At 71.3% G+C, this 20,179-nt stretch carries 12 protein-coding genes and 1 pseudogene; 10 read left to right on the top strand and 3 right to left on the bottom strand.

The genetic code is table 11. The annotated features are described in order from the left end of the window. Positions 1-313 precede the first annotated feature (313 nt). The 5 genes and pseudogenes from AB0M26_RS29500 to AB0M26_RS29480 all read left to right on the top strand — a co-directional run. Positions 314-862: pseudogene (locus tag AB0M26_RS29500) on the top strand (transposase); the annotation flags it as partial. Between the two features lie 263 nt (positions 863-1,125). After that, positions 1,126-1,416, top strand: a complete 291-nt coding sequence (locus tag AB0M26_RS29495) for a hypothetical protein (protein WP_365265731.1) — start codon at positions 1,126-1,128, stop codon at positions 1,414-1,416. Further along, positions 1,413-1,829: a lasso peptide biosynthesis B2 protein gene (locus AB0M26_RS29490; protein ID WP_365265729.1), complete on the top strand. Its 417-nt coding sequence runs from the start codon at positions 1,413-1,415 to the stop codon at positions 1,827-1,829. Before AB0M26_RS29495 ends, AB0M26_RS29490 begins: the two co-directional genes overlap by 4 nt. A 183-nt stretch (positions 1,830-2,012) precedes the next feature. Beyond that, positions 2,013-3,896, top strand: a complete 1,884-nt coding sequence (locus tag AB0M26_RS29485) for an ATP-binding cassette domain-containing protein (RefSeq protein WP_365265727.1) — start codon at positions 2,013-2,015, stop codon at positions 3,894-3,896. An 88-nt stretch (positions 3,897-3,984) separates the two neighbouring features. Further along, the gene (locus AB0M26_RS29480) at positions 3,985-4,275 is read left to right on the top strand and encodes a hypothetical protein (protein WP_365265725.1); all 291 of its coding nucleotides are present in this window, start codon (positions 3,985-3,987) and stop codon (positions 4,273-4,275) included. 208 nt (positions 4,276-4,483) lie between these two features. Here the strand turns inward: AB0M26_RS29480 and AB0M26_RS29475 are convergent, their stop codons facing one another. From AB0M26_RS29475 to AB0M26_RS29465, 3 genes are all read right to left on the bottom strand, one after another. Next, on the bottom strand, positions 4,484-5,005 hold the full coding sequence (locus AB0M26_RS29475; RefSeq protein ID WP_365265723.1) for a hypothetical protein: 522 nt from the start codon (positions 5,003-5,005) through the stop codon (positions 4,484-4,486). A gap of 61 nt (positions 5,006-5,066) precedes the next feature. Continuing rightward, positions 5,067-5,810 (bottom strand): hypothetical protein, encoded by a 744-nt coding sequence (locus tag AB0M26_RS29470; protein ID WP_365265721.1) that lies wholly within the window; start codon positions 5,808-5,810, stop codon positions 5,067-5,069. Between the two features lie 108 nt (positions 5,811-5,918). After that, positions 5,919-7,325 carry a competence protein CoiA family protein gene (locus tag AB0M26_RS29465; RefSeq protein WP_365265719.1) on the bottom strand — a complete coding sequence of 469 codons (1,407 nt, stop codon included), beginning with the start codon at positions 7,323-7,325 and terminating at the stop codon, positions 5,919-5,921. 321 nt (positions 7,326-7,646) lie between these two features. Here AB0M26_RS29465 and AB0M26_RS29460 point away from each other — a divergent pair, with 321 nt between their 5' ends. From AB0M26_RS29460 to AB0M26_RS29440, 5 genes are all read left to right on the top strand, one after another. Beyond that, complete coding sequence (locus AB0M26_RS29460; protein WP_365265717.1) at positions 7,647-10,037, top strand: UvrD-helicase domain-containing protein; 2,391 nt, start codon at positions 7,647-7,649, stop codon at positions 10,035-10,037. A 330-nt stretch (positions 10,038-10,367) separates the two neighbouring features. Then, positions 10,368-11,924 (top strand): DUF2397 family protein, encoded by a 1,557-nt coding sequence (locus AB0M26_RS29455; protein ID WP_365265715.1) that lies wholly within the window; start codon positions 10,368-10,370, stop codon positions 11,922-11,924. After that, entirely contained in the window at positions 11,921-13,240 is a 1,320-nt protein-coding gene (locus AB0M26_RS29450) for a DUF2398 family protein (RefSeq protein WP_365265713.1), read from the top strand. Before AB0M26_RS29455 ends, AB0M26_RS29450 begins: the two co-directional genes overlap by 4 nt. Then, complete coding sequence (locus AB0M26_RS29445; protein WP_365265711.1) at positions 13,237-18,273, top strand: hypothetical protein; 5,037 nt, start codon at positions 13,237-13,239, stop codon at positions 18,271-18,273. Before AB0M26_RS29450 ends, AB0M26_RS29445 begins: the two co-directional genes overlap by 4 nt. Beyond that, positions 18,270-19,514 carry a TIGR02679 domain-containing protein gene (locus AB0M26_RS29440; protein WP_365265709.1) on the top strand — a complete coding sequence of 415 codons (1,245 nt, stop codon included), beginning with the start codon at positions 18,270-18,272 and terminating at the stop codon, positions 19,512-19,514. The genes AB0M26_RS29445 and AB0M26_RS29440 overlap by 4 nt, the downstream gene beginning before the upstream one ends. Positions 19,515-20,179 lie beyond the last annotated feature (665 nt).

Below are 20,179 nucleotides of genomic sequence, written 5' to 3'. Positions count from 1 at the left end.
ACGCCATGCTCGGCATCGCCCGACTGCACAACCTCGCCCTCGCCGGATAGAGAACGGCCCGTGAGCCGCAGGACCATCTCCACCCACCCCAAGATCAACTTACGGGACAACCTTTAGCGGCCGTGAGACTCCTGTACCTCCGCACATCGAATTCCGACATTCCCATACCTGAGCTTCCGCTCTGCGGCTGAGCAATTCTCTGGATTCCAAAGGAAGTATTAGCCTCCGCGTTTCACTTGCGGTGGCGTCCGGATCTTGAGCGGAAACGTGAAAGTGCCTTCTGAGCTGGGATGATGAGGCTTGTCTTGGGCTTCTGTCACCACAGCGAGAAGGCACTTTCTGCGTGTACACTACCGGGTCGCGTCCGAAGCTTGTCGTCTCGGCCGACGGCCGTGGGGTGGTCAGCCATGCCGGATCCCGTCTCCTGGCCGATCTCGCCGATGTCACCGGCCTGACCACCGCCTTCACCAATGAACTGCGCGGGCTGCACAACCCTGGGCGGATCGCCGTCGATCTGGTTGTGATGCTCGCCGACGGCGGCGAGGCGATAACGGACCTGGCAGTGCTGCGGGACCAGGCAGAAGTGTTCGGCCCGGTCGCCTCCACTGCGACCGCCTGGCGGCTGCTGGCGGGCATCGACCCGGCCGCACTCGCCCGCCTGCGCTCGGCACGGGCCGCTGCCCGGGAGGTCGCCTGGCTGCAGGCCGCCGAAACCCAAGGCGGCATACCCGCCGCCCGCGCCGGCGGGCGCGACGTGCCGGCTCTGGTCCTGGACATCGACGCCACCCTCGTGACCTGCCACTCGGACAAGGAGCAGGCGGCGGCCACCTATAAACGCGGATTCGGCTACCACCCGTTGCTCCCGGACTGGCTGACCTCCCGGCGCTCGAAGGGATCGTTCACGGCCCAGCGCATCGCCGGACTCGCCCGCCACCGGTCCTTGCTCGGTGAGTTGATCGCGTCGAGCCCGCTCGCGGCCGGCGGGCCGATCGACCCCGTAGCCGTCCGCGCAGCTCTCGCGCAGGCGGCCCGGGGCCAGAGCGCCACGGTGATCGCCGACCTGCACCAGCTGATCGTCACGTGCTGGTGGCTGAGCGGCCAGACGGCGGGGAGGGAGGTGGCGGCGTGCTGACCCCCGCTCCGCACGTCCACCACGCTACGGGCCCGTACGGCACGGCGGTGCTCGACGTCCGCCGCGGCGCGTGGCTGATGCTCGATCCGGACGCGGCGAAGATCTGGCACGCCGTCACCGTCCGCGGCGGCACGGTCGGGCTCGCCGACGAGATCGCCGTCCCCACCGGCCAGGACCCCCGCGCCGTCGACGGCCAGATCGCCGGGCTCGTCGACCAACTGGTGGCCGCCGGCGTGCTCGTCGACACAGGCCGACTGCCCCGGCGAAGGTGGTGGCGTCGATGACGGTCATGGTCCCCGCCGCCCGGCCCACCGCCCCGGTCCGCGACCGCCTGGTGGCCGCCGTCGCGCTCGCCCTGTCCCTGGTCATGAGCCGGTGGCCGCTGCGCTGGCAGATCGCTGCCGTGCGCCTGCTGCGCGGCCTGCGGCACGCACGCCTGGCCCGCCTCGAAGCCCTCTACACGGCGGTGCTGGCGGTGATCCCTTCGTGGTGGCCGGGCCGCATCGCCTGCATGGAGATCAGTCTCGCCACCGTCATCGCGACCGCGCTGACCGGCCGCCGCTCCCGCTGGGTGCTCGGCGCCCGCTTCCTCCCAGATGCCGCGCACGCCTGGGCCGAGGTCCCCGGCGGCGCGGTCGGCCGGGACATCGGCGATGCCGCCGACCGACCCTGGATGCCGGTCCTGTCGGTGCCGTAGGCGGCCCTGGACTGCCGTGGTCCGGGGCCGGCCCAAGCCTCCCCGCCCCGGACCACGGCCTCACTCGAACGAGTGAAAACCAGGTGTCTCCGCTGACGCCTGGTTCTGGCTACCTGGGGCGATGGGCGGGGGTGCGGAACAATCCCGTTGCCCCTCGCCTGGTTCGGCTCCCTGATGGGGGTCGTGAGTTCTTCCCTTACCTCGCCGCCCGTCGCCGCAACGGGCCAGCCGCCCGTGATGAGCCTGGCCTCCGACCGGCACTTCGAGGCGAGCGTCAACCTGTCCACGGCCGCGATAGCGCGCCGGCTGCCCCGCACCCTTGCCGAGGCGGCCCGGCTCGGCTGGCGCACCGACCGCTGCGCCGTCCTCGTCCTTCTTGGCTGCCAGATCGGCGCCGCCGTGCTCACCGCGACCGCGCTGGCGGCCACCACCCGCGTGCTGGCCGCCGTGTTCACCGGCGCAGACATCGCCGCCGGTCTGCGCGAGAACCTGACCGCCCTGGTGGTGCTCGCTCTCGCCGCGTCCGGCCGCTACCTGCTTGACGCCGGCGCCCGCGCCGCGGCGGCCCGGCTCGCGCCGAAGGCCGTACGCGAGGCCGACCTTGAGGTCATCACCGCGGCCACGGCCGCCGAGCTGGTCGCGTACGAGGACCCGGACTTCGCCGACGCCCACGCCGCCGCCTCCGACGGGGCGGAGAAGACCGGCGACCTCATCCTCGACGCCCAGCTCCTCACGTCCGCCGCGGCCCAGATGGCCGCCGCGGCGACCGTCGTCACCGTCCTGCACCCGGTGATGCTCCCCCTGCTGGTCCTCTCCGTGCTCCCGTGCGCGTGGGGCGCCGTACGCGGGGCGCGGATCGAGCACGCGGCCCACCACCGCAATCTCGCCGACTCCCGGCTGCGCAACGTCTTCCGCTCGTACACCACCGAACGGAACACCGCCGACGAGGTCCGCGCGGGCACCATGGCCGACTTTCTCATCCGCCAGTACCGCATCGTCTCCGGCCGCTTGGAGGCCGAACAGCTCAAGGCCACCCGGCAGGCCCTGGTGGTGCAGGGCATCGGCGACGCGCTCACTGCCGTGGGCACCGCAGCGACCTGGGGCGTGCTCGCGGCTCTGGTGGCGACCGGCCGCATGGAGCTCGCGGTGGCGGGGACCGCGGCCCTGGCGGTGCGGACCTCCGGGGCGGCGCTGGCCACGACGGTCCGGGCGGGGGCCAGGCTGTTCCGCACCTCGCTCTCCTTGGACGACTGGGTGCGCTTCCTGGCCGTGGCCAAGCCGTGGACGGCCCGCCGCGGCACCGCCGCCGTCGCCGAGGACGGGCCGCAGGTGATCACAGCCCGGGGCGCCTCCTTCACCTACCCCGGCGCCGACCGGCCCGCGCTCGACGGCGTCAGCCTGGACCTCAAGCGCGGTGAGGTCATCGCCCTGGTGGGTGAGAACGGTGCCGGCAAGAGCACGCTCGCCCGCGTCCTGACCGGTCTGTTCCTGCCCACCAGTGGTTCGGTGCGGTGGGACGGGGTGGACCTGGCGGACGCCGACCCGGCGGGGGTACTCGCCAAGGTGGCGCTGGTCCCGCAGGACTACACGCGCTGGCCGCTGGCCGCCCGCGAGAACATCACCCTCGGCCAGCCCCGCCCCGAAGGCGACACGGCTGTGCACGCCGCCGCTGAGGCGGCCGGAGCCGACGCCGTCATCGCCACACTGCCGCACGGGCTGGACACCTCCCTGGCCCGTTCCTGGTGGGGCGGCCACGACCTCTCGGGCGGGCAGTGGCAGCGCATCGCGGTCGCCCGCGCCTTCCACCGCGACGCCCCCGTGCTCGTCATGGACGAGCCGACCGCCGCGCTCGACGCCCGCGCCGAGCACCGCATCTACACCCGGCTCAAGGCCCTCGCCGCCGGGCGGGCCACCGTCTTCATCACCCACCGCCTGGCCAACACCCGCCTCGCCGACCGCATCATCGTCCTCGACCAGGGCCGCATCTCCGAGATCGGCACGTACGAGGAACTGGTTGACCAGGCCGGCGGCTTCTTCGAGATGCTCAAGCTGCAACAGGACACCTAGCACGCCTGCTCGACCATCGGCCGGGGCAGCGGCTCAGGCTCGCACCGGTGTTCCACTTCCTCGTCAGGGAGTGCCGTAGCCTGGGCGGATGGCGTTGAGCGATGATGAGCGGGACTTGTTGAGGCTGGTCGCGCAGGCTGGCAAGCCGGTTTGGATGTCCGACTTCTTCCCTGTCCTGAACCCGGCCGAGCCCGGCATGGATGAGAACCACCCGGGTCACGAGGCGTGGACGGAGCGGCAGATCGCCTGGTACGGCGTCTCACTGAGCTTGTGGAAGCAAGACCTGGTCCGCGTCGTGGTGCCCGCTAACGGCAGCCAAGGCGACCTGGTCGAGCCCACTGCGCCGGGGCGGGCCGCGCTGGCCGCCGCAGGTGCCTGAAAGGCTCCAGGAACCATACCGAATCCTCGGCCGGGGCCGGGGATTCGGCATGCGCGCGGGATACGCCGACCGCTCCTCCCGCTCGGTCGCTATCGCCTCCGGCCTGAGACGGGAGGGCAAGGCAGACGACGCCAGGCGAGGCCGCAGGTCGGCCGATGCGCCGGGGACGGGGCTTGGCCGGCGCGTGCTGGCCCTTCGCCGGGCGCCTTCAGTTCGGCAGGGTGTGCCCGATGTGGTCTTTCCACTGGGTGCGGGCGTGGCCGAGGTGGAGCAGGGCGATGTACCACCACAGGTCCCCCTCCCCGCCGTCGTCCATGCCACTGGCGGCGGTGGTGGTGCGGCGGGCGGCGGCCTGGGCTTCCTGGTGTGCGCAGGTCACGCGCCACCATTCAGCCGCGGTGCCGTCTACGGAGCGGATACTGCCGCGGGTGGCTTCGCTGGCCGCTTCCCACAGCGCCTGCAGGGTGTAGCGCAGGGACCGTTCCTCCAGCGCGGTGGCATCCGCGTGCGGGAGGGTGGGGTCGACCACGACGCGGCCCCAGGTGTTGACGTGCTGCGCGATCAGCACGAGCGTGAGGTGACGCGGCGGAACAGCAGGGGATTCCGCCGTCGTCCCGTAGACGGCGGGCGCGTTCGGGGCGGGGGTGAGCAGGCCGGCCTGGACGAGCAAGCGGGCGGTGGACACACAGCTGTCATCGCGGCGGTGGAAGGGACAGTATTCGAGCTCCATCGGCGCCTTTCGCTCGGGGGAGCGGGCCATCGTAGCCGCGTCTCACACCTGCCGTGGCCGGTCAGCGGTCGAGGGCGCTGATCCCGGCCTGAAGAGCCTTCTGCAGGCCGCACTCGAGGCTGCCGGGGGCGCCGATGCGGGCGAGGGCATCCCACTGTGCCGGTGTGACCATGGTGTCGACCTTGATGTCCTCCAGCGGGCCGATGGAGGCGTCGGGGCGCTTGCCGAACTCGGTGGTGCGCCCGGTCCACATCGCGGTGAGCTGCTCAAGCATCCGCTGGCGCCACTCCTCGGGCAGCAGCCCGTGCTTCTCCGCGGCTGCCAGGGCGATCACCTGCGCGGCGGCGCCGGAGGGCAGGGCCCCCAGTTCCCGCACGATCAGCGCGAGGCGCTTTGCGAGGCCGTCGAGGGCGGCCGCGTAGGTCTCGCTGCTGCTGTACAGCGCGTCGTACACGTCCCGGCGCATCTCGTCGCCGATGCACTCGGCGGCTACGTCCTCGAGGGGCCGCTGCTGGATGGCGGCGCCGCGGCGCAGGCGCGCCGCACTCTGCCCGGTCAGGCGGACGGCCACCGTCAGCTCATCACGCTCATCGGCGGTGTCCATGGGGCGAGGCGTGGGGATGTCCATGGGCGCCGACGGTAGTACCTGCCAAGGACAGGCCGGGCCGCATGTCGGTGGTCCGCTGCGCCTGCGCCGGCCGGTCACCCAAAGCTCGCGCTGGTCGTGTTCGAAACAGGCGGCGCGGGCGGCGGCGTACTCGGCCAGCAGCCGTGGATGGTCAGCGGTGAAAGTGTCCTCGTCCACCGGGCACAGGCAGTCCATCAGGCGGACTTCCCGTCGAATTCCGCTGCCAGGCCGGGCGCATTCGGGGCAGATGAACCACTTCAAGGTGCTTTGGCGGATTGCCCGGCGTTAGAAGGAGAGCTGTTCGTGGTCGGGCAGGTCGAAGTGGACGATCTTCTCCCGGGCGACCCCGTTCGCCACTAACTCATCCGCCTCGCCGGCGTTGCGTACGAAGACCTGCTCGGACAACAGGCCGGGTGAAACAGCGACGAGTGCCGGGCACGGGCGGATGACACCGTACAGATCGGTGAAGTGTCGCCTGCGCTGGATGCGCACGGGAACGCCGTAGGCCAAGGTGGCCGACGGGCTGCGGTCCTCGGGTACCTGCACCGGCAGACGCTCCTCCTTCCATGCCTTGTCGCTGACGACCGCGAAGAGCTCCTCCACCTGCTGCGGGGACAGCCGCTGCCACCAGGAGTTCGCGGCCGCGATGATCTGCTGCTGATACTCGCGCCGTGCGGCTTCCTCGCGGGCACGGCGTTCCTCCTCCGCGGCTCGGCGCCGGCGGTCCTCTTCCTCCCACCGCAGCAGCCGCTGCCGTGCCTCCTCGTCCCTGCGTGCCTGTTCGGCTGCTCGCTGTTCCGCGCGTAGCTTGGCCGCCGCCGCTTCCTCCTCCGCCCGGCGCCGCGCCTCTTCGGCCTGCCGCTGCTCCTCCCGCTCTTCGCGCTCTTTTTTCCACGCCTCCTGACGGCGGCGCATCTGCTCATGCCGCTGTTGCGCCTGGGCGGACTGCTGGGAGGTCCACCACATGCTCCTGCGGAACAGCAGGTGCCGTCCTTCCACGACCCGGTCCACGCGCCGGTAGCGGGGCAGACTCCGGCATGGCACCACCTGTCCGAGCACGGCCCAGCGAACGAAGCAGGACAGGCTCTCCTCCCTGAACACCCACCGGCCCGCCCTGTAATCGAACCCGGCCAGGCCGTCGTCCACGATCCACGCGCCGCCCTCGGTGTCCGGTTCGCGGACCCGCACTGCCGGCACGGCCCCGATCCACCGGGCCTTCCTCCCATGCGGGGTGACCCAGCACACCGAGATGCCCTCGTTCTCGTAGCGCTCCGTTCGGGCCCGGACCTCATCGACCGTGATCGGCGATAGCTGCGCCTCCCACGCCATCCGCCGCTGGCCGTCCGGCGACGAGGCCATTACATCCGCCCGCCACGATCCGTCCGCGGCCGCGACCTCCAGCTCCGCGTACCACCCGGCGTCCCGGACCGCGCCCGCCAGCTCCAGCTTGAGCATGTGGTGTTCCCACGACTCGTTCGACAGCTCGCACGTCGGCGGGCGTCCGGGGTCGTGGGCGAAGTACCGCACGCGCCTGGGGGAGTGCTTGGCGTGGACGCCCCATCCGCACTCGGGGCAGGTGAGGGCGACGCGGGGACGGACGCGGTAGACCTGATTCCACTCCAGTCCGCATCCGAGGTCTTCGGCGGTGGCGTCGATGCGGCCGACGTCGGCATGCAGTGCGGTGAAAGCCATGAATCGCATCTCCTCGGCGATCAGGGCCAGACAGCGGGTTTTCAGTTCCCGATAGGTGATAGCAGGCGCCACTGACAATGCCGCCGCGCACAAGGGGAGTTCGCCGCCCCGGCTGGCACGGAAACGGCCCAGCGCCAGGGCTGACAGGGGACAGCAGCAGCACACCGAGCCTCCACGCCGGGTCAGACGCGGCGTCCCGTCCTGACTGTCCGGAATCCACTACCGAACGTATGACTGTATTGACGGTTGGTCATGGAGCCGGGGAATCTTCGGGGTTGCGGTACATGAAGCCGCGCTTCCCAGAGAGGACCCCCTATGGCCATGGAGCCGACGAAGGAGCAGCAGGCTGCCCGTGAGGTGTTCGCCGAAGGGCGGGACCTGGCCCTGGTTGCAGGTGCCGGGACGGGCAAGACGTCCACGTTAATCCTGATGGGCGCCGCGACCCGCAAACGCGGGTTGTACGTGGCGTTCAACCGGGCGATCGCCGATGACGCCCGCGGGCGATTCGGGCCCAATGTGGAGTGCCGTACCGCGCACTCCCTGGCCTTCCGCGCTGTCGGCCACCACTACCGTGAGCGTCTGGATGCCTCGGCGAGGATCCCCGCCAAGCACACCGCCCGCCTGCTCGGCATCACCCGCGACCTCGATGTCAACTCCCGCCAGATCAAGGTCACTCACGCCGCGCGCCTGGTGATGGGCATGGTCCGCAAGTTCTGCTACACCACCGACCGGCAGGTCATGGCCCGCCACATGGAGCCGGTCAACGGCCTCGACGGCCCAGGCCAGGACTATCTCGCCCGCACCCTGCTGCCCTACGCGCATCGCGCGTGGGAGGACATCTGCTCGCCCGCGGGCCGGCTGCGGTTCGAGCACGACCACTACATGAAGCTGTGGGCGATGACCTCCCCGCAGCTCGGCGCGGACTTCGTCCTGCTGGACGAGGCCCAGGACACCAACCCCGTCCTGGAGGAAGTCTTCCTCGCCCAGGACGCGCAGCGGGTGTGCGTCGGGGACCCGGCCCAGCAGATCTACGGCTGGCGCAACGCGCGCGATGTGATGACCGGCTTCCCCGCCGAACAGCTGCGCCTGACCCAGTCCTTCCGCTTCGGCCCGGCCATCGCCGAGGTGGCCAACCGGTGGCTGGGACACGCCGAGTCGGAGATGCAGCTGACCGGCCAGGGCCCTGGCTCCCGGGTCGGCGAGGTGGCGCAGCCCGAAGCAGTGCTGTGCCGGGGCAACGTGGACGCGATGAGCGAAGTCCTGTCCTACCTGGAGCTCGGCATCCCGGTGGCGCTGACCGGCGGGGGCAGCGCGCTGCAGCGCATCGCCAAGGCCGCACTTGAGCTCAAAGCGGGCCAGCGCACCAGCCACCCGGAGCTGTTCTTGTTCTCCTCCTGGGGAGAGGTGCAGGAGTACGCCGAGCAGGACAAGGCAGGCCAGGACCTCAAAGCGATCATGCAGCTGGTCGACACCTACGGACCCGACCAGATCATCGCCGCGGTGGATCGTCTGTCCCCGGAGGAGAAGGCGCAGGTCACCGTCTCCACCGCGCACAAGGCCAAGGGACGGGAGTGGCCGTCGGTGCGCATCGGCAAGGGCTTCATGGCCCCGTCGGTGGATGACCACGGTCTGCAGCGCGCGCTGAACGCGAGCGAGGCCCGCCTGATCTACGTCGCGGTCACCCGCGCCCGCCACCTGCTGGACACCGAGGGTATCGCCTGGATCGACGAGTACGAAAAGACCATGGCCGGCGCCGGCCGGGACGGCACGGTGGCCGGGCGGCCGATGATCGAGCTGAGCCTGACCGGGCAGCTGAAGTACGACTCCTCACCGATCTCGCAGTTCATGGCCGCCCACCTGCCCCACAGCCAGAACCTGGTGGGCGACTACCAGACGCGCATCGCCGGCCTCCCGCATCCGGTGCAGCCGATCGACGTGCAGTACCCGAACTGGTCGGCCCTCGGCCACGCCGTCGACTACCGCCTGCGCCTCAGCCTCGGCGGACGACTCGGACTGGCCGTCGTCGCCGGTGTCATGCTCCTTGACGAGACCGGACCGCTGCGCGGCGCACCGGCCCGTGGGGCCCGCAAGGCCCTGCACACGGCGGGCCGGGAGCTGCTGGCCACCGTCGACACCTACCTCGCCGACCCCTCCAGCCTGGAGGAGAACGCGCTGACCCAGCTGTGCTTCGTCGCCGGCTTCTTCGAGGACATCGCCCGCACCGGTGAGATCCGCCGCTTCAGCATGCTCAGCTCCGCCACCCCCGCCACCACCCTGGCCGACCTCACCGCGGCGGTCCCCGGCTACGTCGTGACCGACATCGACCAGCAGATGCACCTCGCCGACGGCCCGTTCGCCGCCTTCCGGGCCCTACCGCAAAGCGCCCGCGTGTGCGGTCCGGTCTTCGCCGGCAGCGCCGACATCGGCGGCGCGGATGCCGACTACATCCTCGGCGGCCTGTTGCTGGACTGCAAAGCCACCAAGGACCCCCGCCGTCTGGGCCGCGAGGAGATCTACCAGCTCGCCGGATACCTCCTGCTCGACTACGCAGACGAATTCGGCATCGACAGCGTGGGCCTGTACCTCTCCCGCCAGGGCGGCCTGATCACCTGGGAGGCCGCCGACTTCCTGCGGCGGCTCGGCGCGAGCGCCCCCCTGCCGCAACTGCGCGCACTGCTGCGTCAGCACCTGCGCAAGGCTGCTCGCTCCTGAATGCCTTGGACCTCCGCCGCTCCGTACCAGCCGCCCCAATGACGGCGATCTCCGGGCGGCCGGAACAGGGCCCGCTTCCCGACCCGGCCCCCGATTACCGCTCTGACCTCGCTCGGCTCCACCCGCAATCCGCCCCTCTTACAGCGCTCCATAGCACATCGAAGGCGATGATTCCGTGACATTCGTCGCACTGTCCTCCAGCAGTCAATGTCAGTGGCGGCGGATACCGTCGCAGACACCGGCCAAGCAGGGCACGAACCGAGGCGGGCCACCACCGAACGGTCACGCGTTCTTGTGCGTGGAGGCGCCATGGAAACAAGGGGGTGGGCGATGAGCCGACCGCGGATGTGGTGGCAGGAGGTCCACCCCGGCGACTGGGCTGCGTTCGCGCTGCCCGACGACCTGGTCCGCGAGCGGTACACCGCGCTGCTGGCAGCCCTGGAAGAGCTGTCAACGCGCGGCCCGATGTCCACGCTGGCGGACATCGCCGACCAGCTACGGGCCATCGGCTACCACGACCCGCTTCCCGAGCCGGACCTGCTGGGGGCGCTGGACCAGCTGGCCAAGTGGGGCTTCGCCGAACCGTTCCGTGACTACGCCGCCCCCGTACGCAGCTACCAGGGCATGATCATCCGCCAGGAGGCGTGGGCGCTGACCCGCAAGGGACGCGGCATCGTCGCCGCCGTCCGGGCAGCCGTCATCGACGTTCGCCGCGCGCTGCAGCTGCCCAGCCGCCTGCTGGACAGCGTCGAGCACACCGTGCGCGGCATCCTCGACCACCTCAACGCCGACCACGGGCTCCTTCCAGTCGACCTGGAAGACGTGAAGACCCGCATCGATGAACTCCAGCGGGTCACCGCCGACTTCTACGCCGCCCTGGCGCAGATGGTCCAGTCCGACGTCACCAACGACGGCCTGTTCGGCGACAACCGCGACCGGGTCATCGAAGCGCTGCGGCAGTTTCCCCGCGAGTACGGCCGGGCACTGCGACGGGTCGAGGCCGCGCTGGACGATCTGCAGGCGGCAGGTCCCCGCCGGATCGTCGAAGCCGCCGTGCCGCACGCCGGCCTGATCGACCCCGGCGACCAGCAGCACTGGGTCGACGAACGCGTGCGCCGCCTGGGGGACCTCCAGGCGTGGTTTAGCCCCGACGGCACCGTGCATCGCCTGATCTCCTCGGCCACCGGCGCCGTGCACACGCTGCTGGTCGCCATCGACCGGCGCTACACCGCGCGGCGACGCGGCTCCGACCTGGGCGCCGACTTCCGCTCCCTCGCCTACAGCCTGCACGCGCAGCCGACCCCGGCCGAGGCACGGCGCGTGTATGCCGCCGCCTTCGGAGACTGGCCAGCCTGGCACGCGGTCATCGGCCCGGCCGAAGAAGACGTCGCCCACGGCACCGCCGCCGCGGCCGGCACCGGCAGGCACCAGGTGGAGGTGACCTTGCGCGAGCACGAGCGGCACGGCCCATCCAGCGGCCGGCCCCGCAAGGTACCCGACACCGCGGCTGAGCGACAGGCCGCGCTGGCCGAAGCCGCGGCCGAGGCGGCACAGCGTCGGCGTTTCGCCGCGCTGCTGGTCACCGACGCAGAAGTGGGGCTGGAGCACTTCACCGGCCTGCCGACCGACGCGGCGGTCATCTTGTTCCGCGCCATCGAGGTCGCCTACGCCCAGATCGACCCCACAACCGGCCGCGGCCAGGCCGAGGCCGACGGGGCAGGCGTCGTGGTCCACGTCCGCCGCGGCGACGCGGACCGGACCGTCACCGTGACCCTCGCCGAGGGCCACCTGACCGGCCCTGACCTGCGGGTGCGGGTCAGCGCCACCGACCACGCCGCCGCGAGTGATCCACCCCAGCGCGTCCTGAAGACCTGGAGCGTGGCATGACGACCCCGCACCACCTGCTCGATCCCGACCTGCGTGAGGCAGCCCGCCGGCTCATCGCCACCGGCCGTCTGTCCGCAGAGAGCGACCCAGAGCTCTACCGCGCCGCCGTCAAAGGCGGCGCGGCGCTCGCCCAGTTCTTCCGCACAGAACTCGGCTGGCGCCTGGAGGTCCATGAAGTCGCCGAACTGGTCCGCCTCCACAAGCGCCGCGCCGACGTACCCGACGACCGCGGCCCCCACCTTCCCCGCGACGGCCGCGCCATGCACATGGCCCCCACCGAGGTCCTGGTGCTGGTCTGTCTGGTCTGCGAGCAGCTGTGGCGTCGTCCGCGCGTGACTCTGCGCGAGCTGCTGCAGGCCGTCGCGCAGGTATGCGCGGCGGAAGCCCCCACCGGGCGGCTGCCGCAGTTCCGTATCGTCGCCTCCGACGGCACAGGCAAGAAGGAAGCCCGCGAGAGCCGCCGGCACCTGGTCGACGCCCTCAAGCTCCTGGTCGCCGAAGGGTCACTCACCGTGGACGCCGACCTCGACCGCGCCGTCACCGATGAGGACAGCGACTTGGTCGTCACGGCATCCAGGGACCGTCTCGCCGCCAAGTTCTCCTCGCTTTCCCCCACGCTGCTCGGCCTGGACGACCTCTCCCCGCAAGCGCACGCCGCCGCCCTGTCCGCCGAGTCACTGCTGGACCACACCGCCGCCGCCCTCGAACCAGCGGGCGCCCCGACTCGGGACGAGCGGCGGCTGACGGCGTTGCGCCGGCTCGTCGACGACCCCGCCACCGACCCCCACGACGATGCCGCACAGACCACCGCCTACCTTCACACGCTCACCGGACGTGAACGGGCCCTGAGCGTCGTGGCCTCCCTAGGACTTGCGGCCACCGTCCGCCGCGACTGGTGGCAGATCACCGATCCGACGGGTCTGGGCAGCGGCATCGACTTCCCTCAGGGCCGGCGCACCGAGCGGCAGGCGGCCCTCGCCCTGCTCGCCGAGCTGCCCCGCCGCGCCGACCCCGCTGGCCCGCTTCCGATCACCGAGGTGACCGCTCTGTTCCAGCGGTACCGCGACGACCTGCCCCGCTGGGCCGCCGCCTACGACCGGCGCCTACCCGCACTGGCCCGCGCCGCCACCGCCGAACTCGTCCAAGTCGGGCTGCTCACCGCCGACCCCGACCTGACCGACCACTGGCACCCCACCCCCGGGATCTACCTGTGGCGCACCCACCTGCGACACCCTCCCCGCCCCGTGCCGGCCGAACCCGCCCCTTCCCCGCCCCCACCGCGCCATACGCCAGGCAGGCAGGAACTCAACCCATGAGCGTCACCGACCACCCCACTGCGCCCCCCGCCACAACCGTGCCCCTCGGCCAGCCCGGCGCCGACGGCCGCTGGCAGCCCACCCGCGCCGGCATCGTCAACTCCTGGGCCTGGGCCAGCGAAGATTTGCTGTTCGCCGACGGCTGGCTCACCCTGGCCGGCCCCAACGGCTCCGGCAAGTCTCTGACCGCCTCCATGCTGGTCACCGTCCTGCTCGACGCAGACACCTCCCAGACCGCCCTGTCGGTGTCCGGCAAAGCGGCTGGCACACTCACCAGCCGCCACACCGACTTCAACGACCGGGAGGACCGTACCGGCGCCTGGTGGCTGGAGTACGGGCTGCGCGACCCAGGCACCGGTGAGGTGAGATTCCTGACAACCGGACTGTGGCTGCGGGCAACCGGCGGTCACTTGCACCGCGCGTTCTTCCTCGCCCCCGCCCGCATCGGGACCGACCTGCTGCTGCAACGCGACCGCGAGCCCGTCCGGATCGAGGACCTGGCCGAGCAACTGGCCGCCTGCGACGGGGAACTGTTCACCGCCTCATCCAGCCTGCGCACCAAGGCGCTGGCCCACCTACCCGTCGTCGAAGACGAGCGCGACTACCGGCCAACCATCCGCACCCGCCTGTTCGCTCCGCTCGACGAAGTCCAGTTCGACGCGCTCATCGCCGTCCTGCGCAGCCTGCGCAGTCTGCGCACCGCCGAGGCCATCTCGCCCACGCGCATGCGCCAGGTGCTCACCGATGCGCTGCCCGCCCTCGACACCGACAGCCTCACCCTGATCGCGGAGGCGATGGAACGCATCGCCGAACTGGAGACGCAGCTGCAGCGCACCCGCGACGAGGCCAAGCTGCTGCAGAGCACCGACCGGGCCTACCGCCGCTACCTCACCACCGTCGCGCAAACCCAGGCCGCGGCGCTGACCGCTGCCAACACCGAGGTCGACGACCAGACCCGGCGGACACGGGAGGCGACCGCCCAGGTCCAGGCGGCCCAGGCCGCCGAGGCGGCAGCCGACACCGAGCACACAGCCACCCTCAGCCGGATCTCCGAACTCGAAGGCCGCCTCGAGGCAGCCGACAGCGAGCTGCGCGGCCACGCCGGGGCCGATCTGCCGCACCGGGAGATCCGGGCCGCCGAACTGGCCAAGACCGCCGACGAGGCCGCCGAACGAGCCGAACAAGCCACCACCGACGCTTCTGCGGCCACCGAGCAGGCCGACAGCTCGGCGGATCTGGCCCGTACCAGCCAGCACCATCTGCTCCATCTGGCGGATGAACTGCGCCACACCGCCACGACGCTGGGTGCCGAAGCCGCCATCGAACGCCTGCTGGCCGCCGCCGGGCAGCTGACGTCGGCCGACATCGGTAGCAAACCGGCCATCGATATCGACCCCCTGTGCGCACCCCCTGGGGCCTGGGCCGAAGCACGCACTAGCCAGATACGGGCGGTGGACGACGCGCTGCGCCGCCACCAACTGGCCCAGGAAGCCGAATACACGGCTGCCGAAGAGCTGCGCGCCGCAGAAGACGACGAGGACGGCCACCGCCGGCTCGCCGCTGAAGCCACTGCCCACCGGCACCGCACCGAGCACGAACTCGCCTCCCGCACCGCCGAATGGTCAGCCGCCATCCGGCAGCTGGAACCCGCCCCCAGCGAACTCACCACCTGCGCCGACGACGAGCGCCGCGTGGACCTCGGGCAGTTGACTACCTGGCTCGCCTCCGCTGCCGCAGCGGCCCGCGCCCGCATCGACCTGCCCCGCCACCAGCAGACCGCCGTCACCGACGCCGCCCTGGCCGCCGAGGCCGCCGTCACCGCGGAGCGAGCCCGCGCCGTGCACCAGGCCGCGCAGGCCGCATCCGCCGAAGCCATGGCGGCCTACCACGACGCGCAGGAGACCGCCCGCGCCGAGACCGAGGACGCCGAACGGCAACGAGACCAGGCCCATGCCGCCTACCAGCAGGCCACCGATGCCGCGCGCGCCGACCTCGCTGCCGCCCAGCAGCGGTGGAACGCCGGCGTGGACGCCGCCGCCCGCACCGCCCGCACCTGGCTGGGGGACGTGCACCGCTGGCGCGCCGACCTCGTCCATCTGTCTGCCGAGGCCATCCAGGTACCCAAGGCCCCCGCACAGGACTGCCGCGCGGACGATACCGAGACCTGGCTGGGCACCTTCCGCCCGGCCGACATCGAACTGATGACACAGCGCGCACACGCGGCCACCGCTCCGCTCCTGCACCACCACGCTGAGGCCGCCGAGCACCAGGCCGACCTCGCCGCCGCCGATGTCTCCGCCATCGAAGCCAAGTTGGCCGCAAGCCGCCAGGCCGCCGCCACCCCGCCCGCCCCGCCGTGGCGGACCCGACAGGAAGGCGACGGCATACCCCTGTGGGCGCTGGTCGACTTCGCCCCCCACCTGACCGACACCGAAGCCAGCCGCCTCGAAGGCGCCCTCCTGGTCGCCGGCATCCTCGACGCCCTGGTCACCCCCGACGGCCACGCGGTGGCCGGCGACCTCACCCTCACCCCCACCGTCACCCCCACCCTCCACCCCACCGCCAAAAACACCCTGGCCGACCTGCTCCGCCTCGAACCAGACCCGGCCATCGACCCCGACCGTATCCGGCGGCTCCTGCACGCCATCCCCGTCGATGCCCCCGGCAGTGACCTGGCCACCGGCCGGCTGACATCCGGCGTGCTCACCGCTGCCGCCCCCGCCGGCTACCGGGCCGCGTACATCGGCCGCACCGCCCGCGAACGCGCCCGGCTGGAGCGCGTCGAAGCCCTCGAAAGCGACTTGGCTGCCGCCGAGCAGCGCCTGGCCGCCGCGCTCGACGAGGTTCGCCGCCGCCGCCAGGACATCCAGGCCGCCGACGACGAACGCGACGCCTTCCCCAACGCGGCGGCACTGCTGGCCGCACGCGACGACGTGGCCCAGCTGCGGCGCGAGGCTGCCACCGTGCAACGACAGACCGACAGCCGTATCGCAGCTGCCGAGCACAGGCGGCAACAGACCCTCGCCGAGCTTCAGACCGCTGCCGTTGCCCGCGCCGCACGCCTGGCCGCCGTCGAACAGGACCTGCGCCACGCCGAGCAGGCCGCCACCGAAGCCGGTACCCAGGCCGGCCAAGCACACCAGGCACTCGATCAGCGGCAGCAGGCCGCACAGCGCAGCGAGGCTGCCCGGGCTGCAGCCGCCGACGCGCAACAACAGGCGGACGCCGAACAGGCCGCCTTCCCCCTCGCCGCCCTCGCCGCCGCCCGCACAGCCCAGGAGGCCGAGGACGATGCAGGCGACGCCCTCACCCGCGCCCGCAGCACGGCGCTGGCTGCCGCCGAACGGCACCGAACGGCCGGCGAGACGGTCAAAGGCGCCCTGCGTACGCTCAACCGACGGGCCACCTTGCCCGACGGAACGCTCCTGCCCACCGAGCCGGCCGCCCTCGACCGCCACCAACGTGCAACCGAACAACTCGCCTCACAGACCGAGACATGGAAACACGCCGCACTGCGCGTCACCGACCTGCTCCAGCGCGCCGGCCGCGACGCTCATGCAGCCGAGGACTGGACCAGCCGCTGCGAACGCGCCCGCCAGCAGGCAGACGCCGCTCGCCGGGACGCCCAGCGAGAAGCCGCCGCCGTCGCCGAGATCCGCGCCCTGCACGGCGCCGAATACGAGCGGCTGCGCCAGCACCGCGCGAACACCGCCACCACGCTGAACCAAACCCGCGCCCAGGCCGAGCAACTCCTGCAACAACGCAACAACGCCGCCGTGCAGGCCGCCACCGCCCAGGCGACACTCGAGAGCATCGCCCCCTACCGTCAGGCAGCCGAAACCCGCCGCGACGCCTGCCTGCGCCAACTGGCCCGGCTCGCCGAAGAAAACCTCGCCACCGTGCCCGAGGACCTGCCCACCGACGACACAGGACGGCCCGCTCACCTCACCGCCGGCCTAGCCTGGGCCCGCCGTCTGCTCGTCGACCGCCCCGCCTCCGCTGACCGCCTCGCCACCCTCACCCAGGCCCGCGACCGCACCCTGGCAGCACTGGAGACCAGCGCCCGCACAGCGAACACCGCGCTGGTCCGCTTCGACCGCCAGGTCACCCTGATCAGCATCGAGAACACCGACTGGCGCCGCGCCGTCGTCGCCGACCCGGGCGCCGCGCGCGGAGAAGACCTCCACACCGCGGTCCGGGCCCTGGAGGCCACCGCCGGCCAGCTCGAGGACGATCTGCGTGCAGACATCAAACAGACCCTGAAGACCAGCCTGTTCACCCGGCTGCGCAGCGATGTGCGCCTGCGCCGTGAGGCGGCCCAGGAACTGGTCCGCAAGATCCGCTCCACCCTCAGCGAAGTCCGCACCGGCGTCGCAGGCGTCGGCGTCCAGGTCGCATGGACGGTACGAGAAGACGAGGACGCCCAGCGCATGGTGGACCTCATCTCCCAGCCGCCCTCCGACGCGGTCTTCGAGCAGATGTACGCCGTGCTGCGGCAACGGATGGACGAAAAAGCCGGCGAGCCCTGGGCCGACCGTGTCGCCCACACCTTCGACTACCGAGCCTGGCACGACTGGGAAATCTCCCTGACCCACGCCTCGTTCGGCGACGGAAGCACGGAAAAATTCCGCAAGGTAACCGCCCGCTCCAACCCGCTGGAAGCACTGTCCACTGGAGAGCGGCGACTGGCCACCATGCTCCCGCTGCTGGCCGCAGCATGGTCGATGTACTCCGGCGAAGGCTTCCACGGACCCCGGCTGCTGTCCGTCGACGAGATCGACGCAGCATTCGACGAACCCAACCTGCGCCAAGTCCTCGCACTACTGCGCTCCTGGGACTTCGACGTGCTCGCCACCGCCCCCTTCATGACCCCCATGATCAAGCAGGAAGCCGGGAAGGTCATGGTCCACCAAGTAGTCACCGCCGGACGACACCGGGTCACCGTGCCCTGGCTGTGGCAAGGCCACGGCGAACCACAGCCCCTCACCCTCGACCTGGCCCTGGACCCCGCCCACCGCGAGGAGCCCACGTGAGCGCCGACCCCGACCTGATTGCCGACGACCCCGACCTCGCCCCCCTGTGGATGGCCATCCACGACCGCCTGTGCTCCGGCCAGACCCCCGAGTCCATCGCCGCAGTCCGGGTGCCCGAGTTGAACCCAGCGGGAATCGCCACACTGCGATCCTGGCTGGACACCACCACCCGCCGCCGCAGCGTCCGCTCCGCCGTCGCCGTCGGCCCCACCGGCGTCCGCGTACCGCTCCGCGAACTACTGACGGTCCTCGGCCTGACCGCCGAGCACCTGCCACCGCTGGTGGAACGCGCCATCGGCCGCACAGTGCAGGACCGAGCAGCAGACCGGCGCACGGCCGCAACGCTGCGCCAAGAACTGTGGGACTACGCAAGCGGAGCCCTGCCGCACCTACCCGCCCTGGTGGCGCGGATGCGCACGGCCGGCGTCACGGACGACGACGCGGCCTCAATACGCCGCCTCGTCGACGCCCTGGCCGCCGCCACCTCACAGCTGCCACACAGCCCCGCGGTCTCTCTGGCGAAGCTCTCGCACGACTGCGCGGGCGACCCGCACTACTTCGACCTGGACACCACCGCCGGCGCCCGACTGGTCGCAGCAGTCGCCGAACTGGCCAAGCGCCCCGAACCCAGCCGCCCCGACCTGGTCCGGGCGCTGCTCGCCGAATACGGAGTGATCGCCGACCGGCTGTCGGCCACCGTGCTGCTGTACCAGGTGCAGGCAGTGGGCGACGGGCCAGTGGACCGGCGGCTACGAGAGGCGGCCACACCCGTAGCCCTGACCCTGCTCGACCTGACCCACACCCCGCCGACGCTCGCGCCCCAGGTGCTCACCGTGGTCGAGAACCCCTCGGTCCTAGAAGCCGCCATGGCCTGTGACAGCCCCGGCCCGCTGGCATGTACCAGCGGTCAGCTCAGCAGCGTCGACCACACCCTCCTGCAGCTCGCCGTCGACCAGGGGATCCACCTGAGATACAGCGGTGATCTGGATGGCAGTGGTCTGCGGATTGCTGAGTACGTAGCACGCACGTACGGAGCCGAGTTGATCGCGATGGACGCATCGACGGTGCACGAGGCGGGCCCTGAGCCGTCATCAGTCCCTTTGGCGCCAGCTCTTGGAGCAGGAGAGGCCACCGTGCGGGATGCCTTGAGGGCAGGCGGGAGGGTGGTCTTCCAGGAGCACGACGCTGTACTGCGCCAGGTGCTGGGAAAGCCTGAGTGCTGGCCGGAGGCAGGCCCGTGAGTATCTTTCACGCCAAACGGCCACCAAGACTGATGCCGTTCCAGGTGGTGGCCGCAAGAAGGTCATCGACGGCACCCCGAAGATCGGCCGCCCGTGGCGGAAGACTTCGAGGCGGCGCGCGTGCTGACGGCACCTCAGGGAGGCGGAGCGCCCCCTCGGATGCTGTCCCGGCTGCAGCAGGGGGAGCCCGGTGCCTCGGCTCAGTTGAGAGGAAGCGGGCTCCCCCTCCCCGCATCTGTTGCGCCTTTCCGGCCGCCGGGGAGGCAGAGGAGGCAAAACCGGATCCGTCGAAAGTTTTTAACTAAGGAAGCAGCCTGCTAGCCTGGGGCTCTGTCAGGGCGTCCAGACGTCTACCGGCACCTCGGAAGCCAGGCCCCCGGCTTGCTGCCAGCCCCACATGCCCGCGAAGCGGGCATGAAGAACTCGCAGGCAAAGCCGAAGAGTTCAGGGCAGGGAAGCGAAGCGGACCTGCCCCAAGGCGCCGAAGGCGCCAAGCTGCGCGCAGCGCAGCACTCGGCGCGCAGCGCCGAGTTGACACTGCATCATGTTGCCGCGCAACGCGCGGCGTTTGCGCTGGGAGGGCGCGCAGCGCCCTCTTACCCGCGGAGCGGGTTTGAGGGGGGCGTTAGGAAGAGGAACCCGCATAACAACATACAACAAAAGAA

Origin of the sequence: Streptomyces sp. NPDC051776, from assembly GCF_040681345.1 — a bacterium.
GTDB lineage: Bacteria > Actinomycetota > Actinomycetes > Streptomycetales > Streptomycetaceae > Streptomyces.
Note: the sequence above shows the minus strand (reverse complement) of the source record. Positions and strands in the feature narration are given on the sequence as shown.

Bases quoted from the DNA above. Each gene is read 5' to 3' on its own strand.
- AB0M26_RS29490 (WP_365265729.1), top strand. From the start codon at position 1,413: ATGACGGTCATGGTCCCCGCCGCCCGGCCCACCGCCCCGGTCCGCGAC.
- AB0M26_RS29480 (WP_365265725.1), top strand. From the start codon at position 3,985: ATGGCGTTGAGCGATGATGAGCGGGACTTGTTGAGGCTGGTCGCGCAG.
- AB0M26_RS29475 (WP_365265723.1), bottom strand. From the start codon at position 5,005: ATGGAGCTCGAATACTGTCCCTTCCACCGCCGCGATGACAGCTGTGTG.
- AB0M26_RS29465 (WP_365265719.1), bottom strand. From the start codon at position 7,325: ATGGCTTTCACCGCACTGCATGCCGACGTCGGCCGCATCGACGCCACC.
- AB0M26_RS29460 (WP_365265717.1), top strand. From the start codon at position 7,647: ATGGAGCCGACGAAGGAGCAGCAGGCTGCCCGTGAGGTGTTCGCCGAA.
- AB0M26_RS29455 (WP_365265715.1), top strand. From the start codon at position 10,368: ATGAGCCGACCGCGGATGTGGTGGCAGGAGGTCCACCCCGGCGACTGG.
- AB0M26_RS29450 (WP_365265713.1), top strand. From the start codon at position 11,921: ATGACGACCCCGCACCACCTGCTCGATCCCGACCTGCGTGAGGCAGCC.
- AB0M26_RS29445 (WP_365265711.1), top strand. From the start codon at position 13,237: ATGAGCGTCACCGACCACCCCACTGCGCCCCCCGCCACAACCGTGCCC.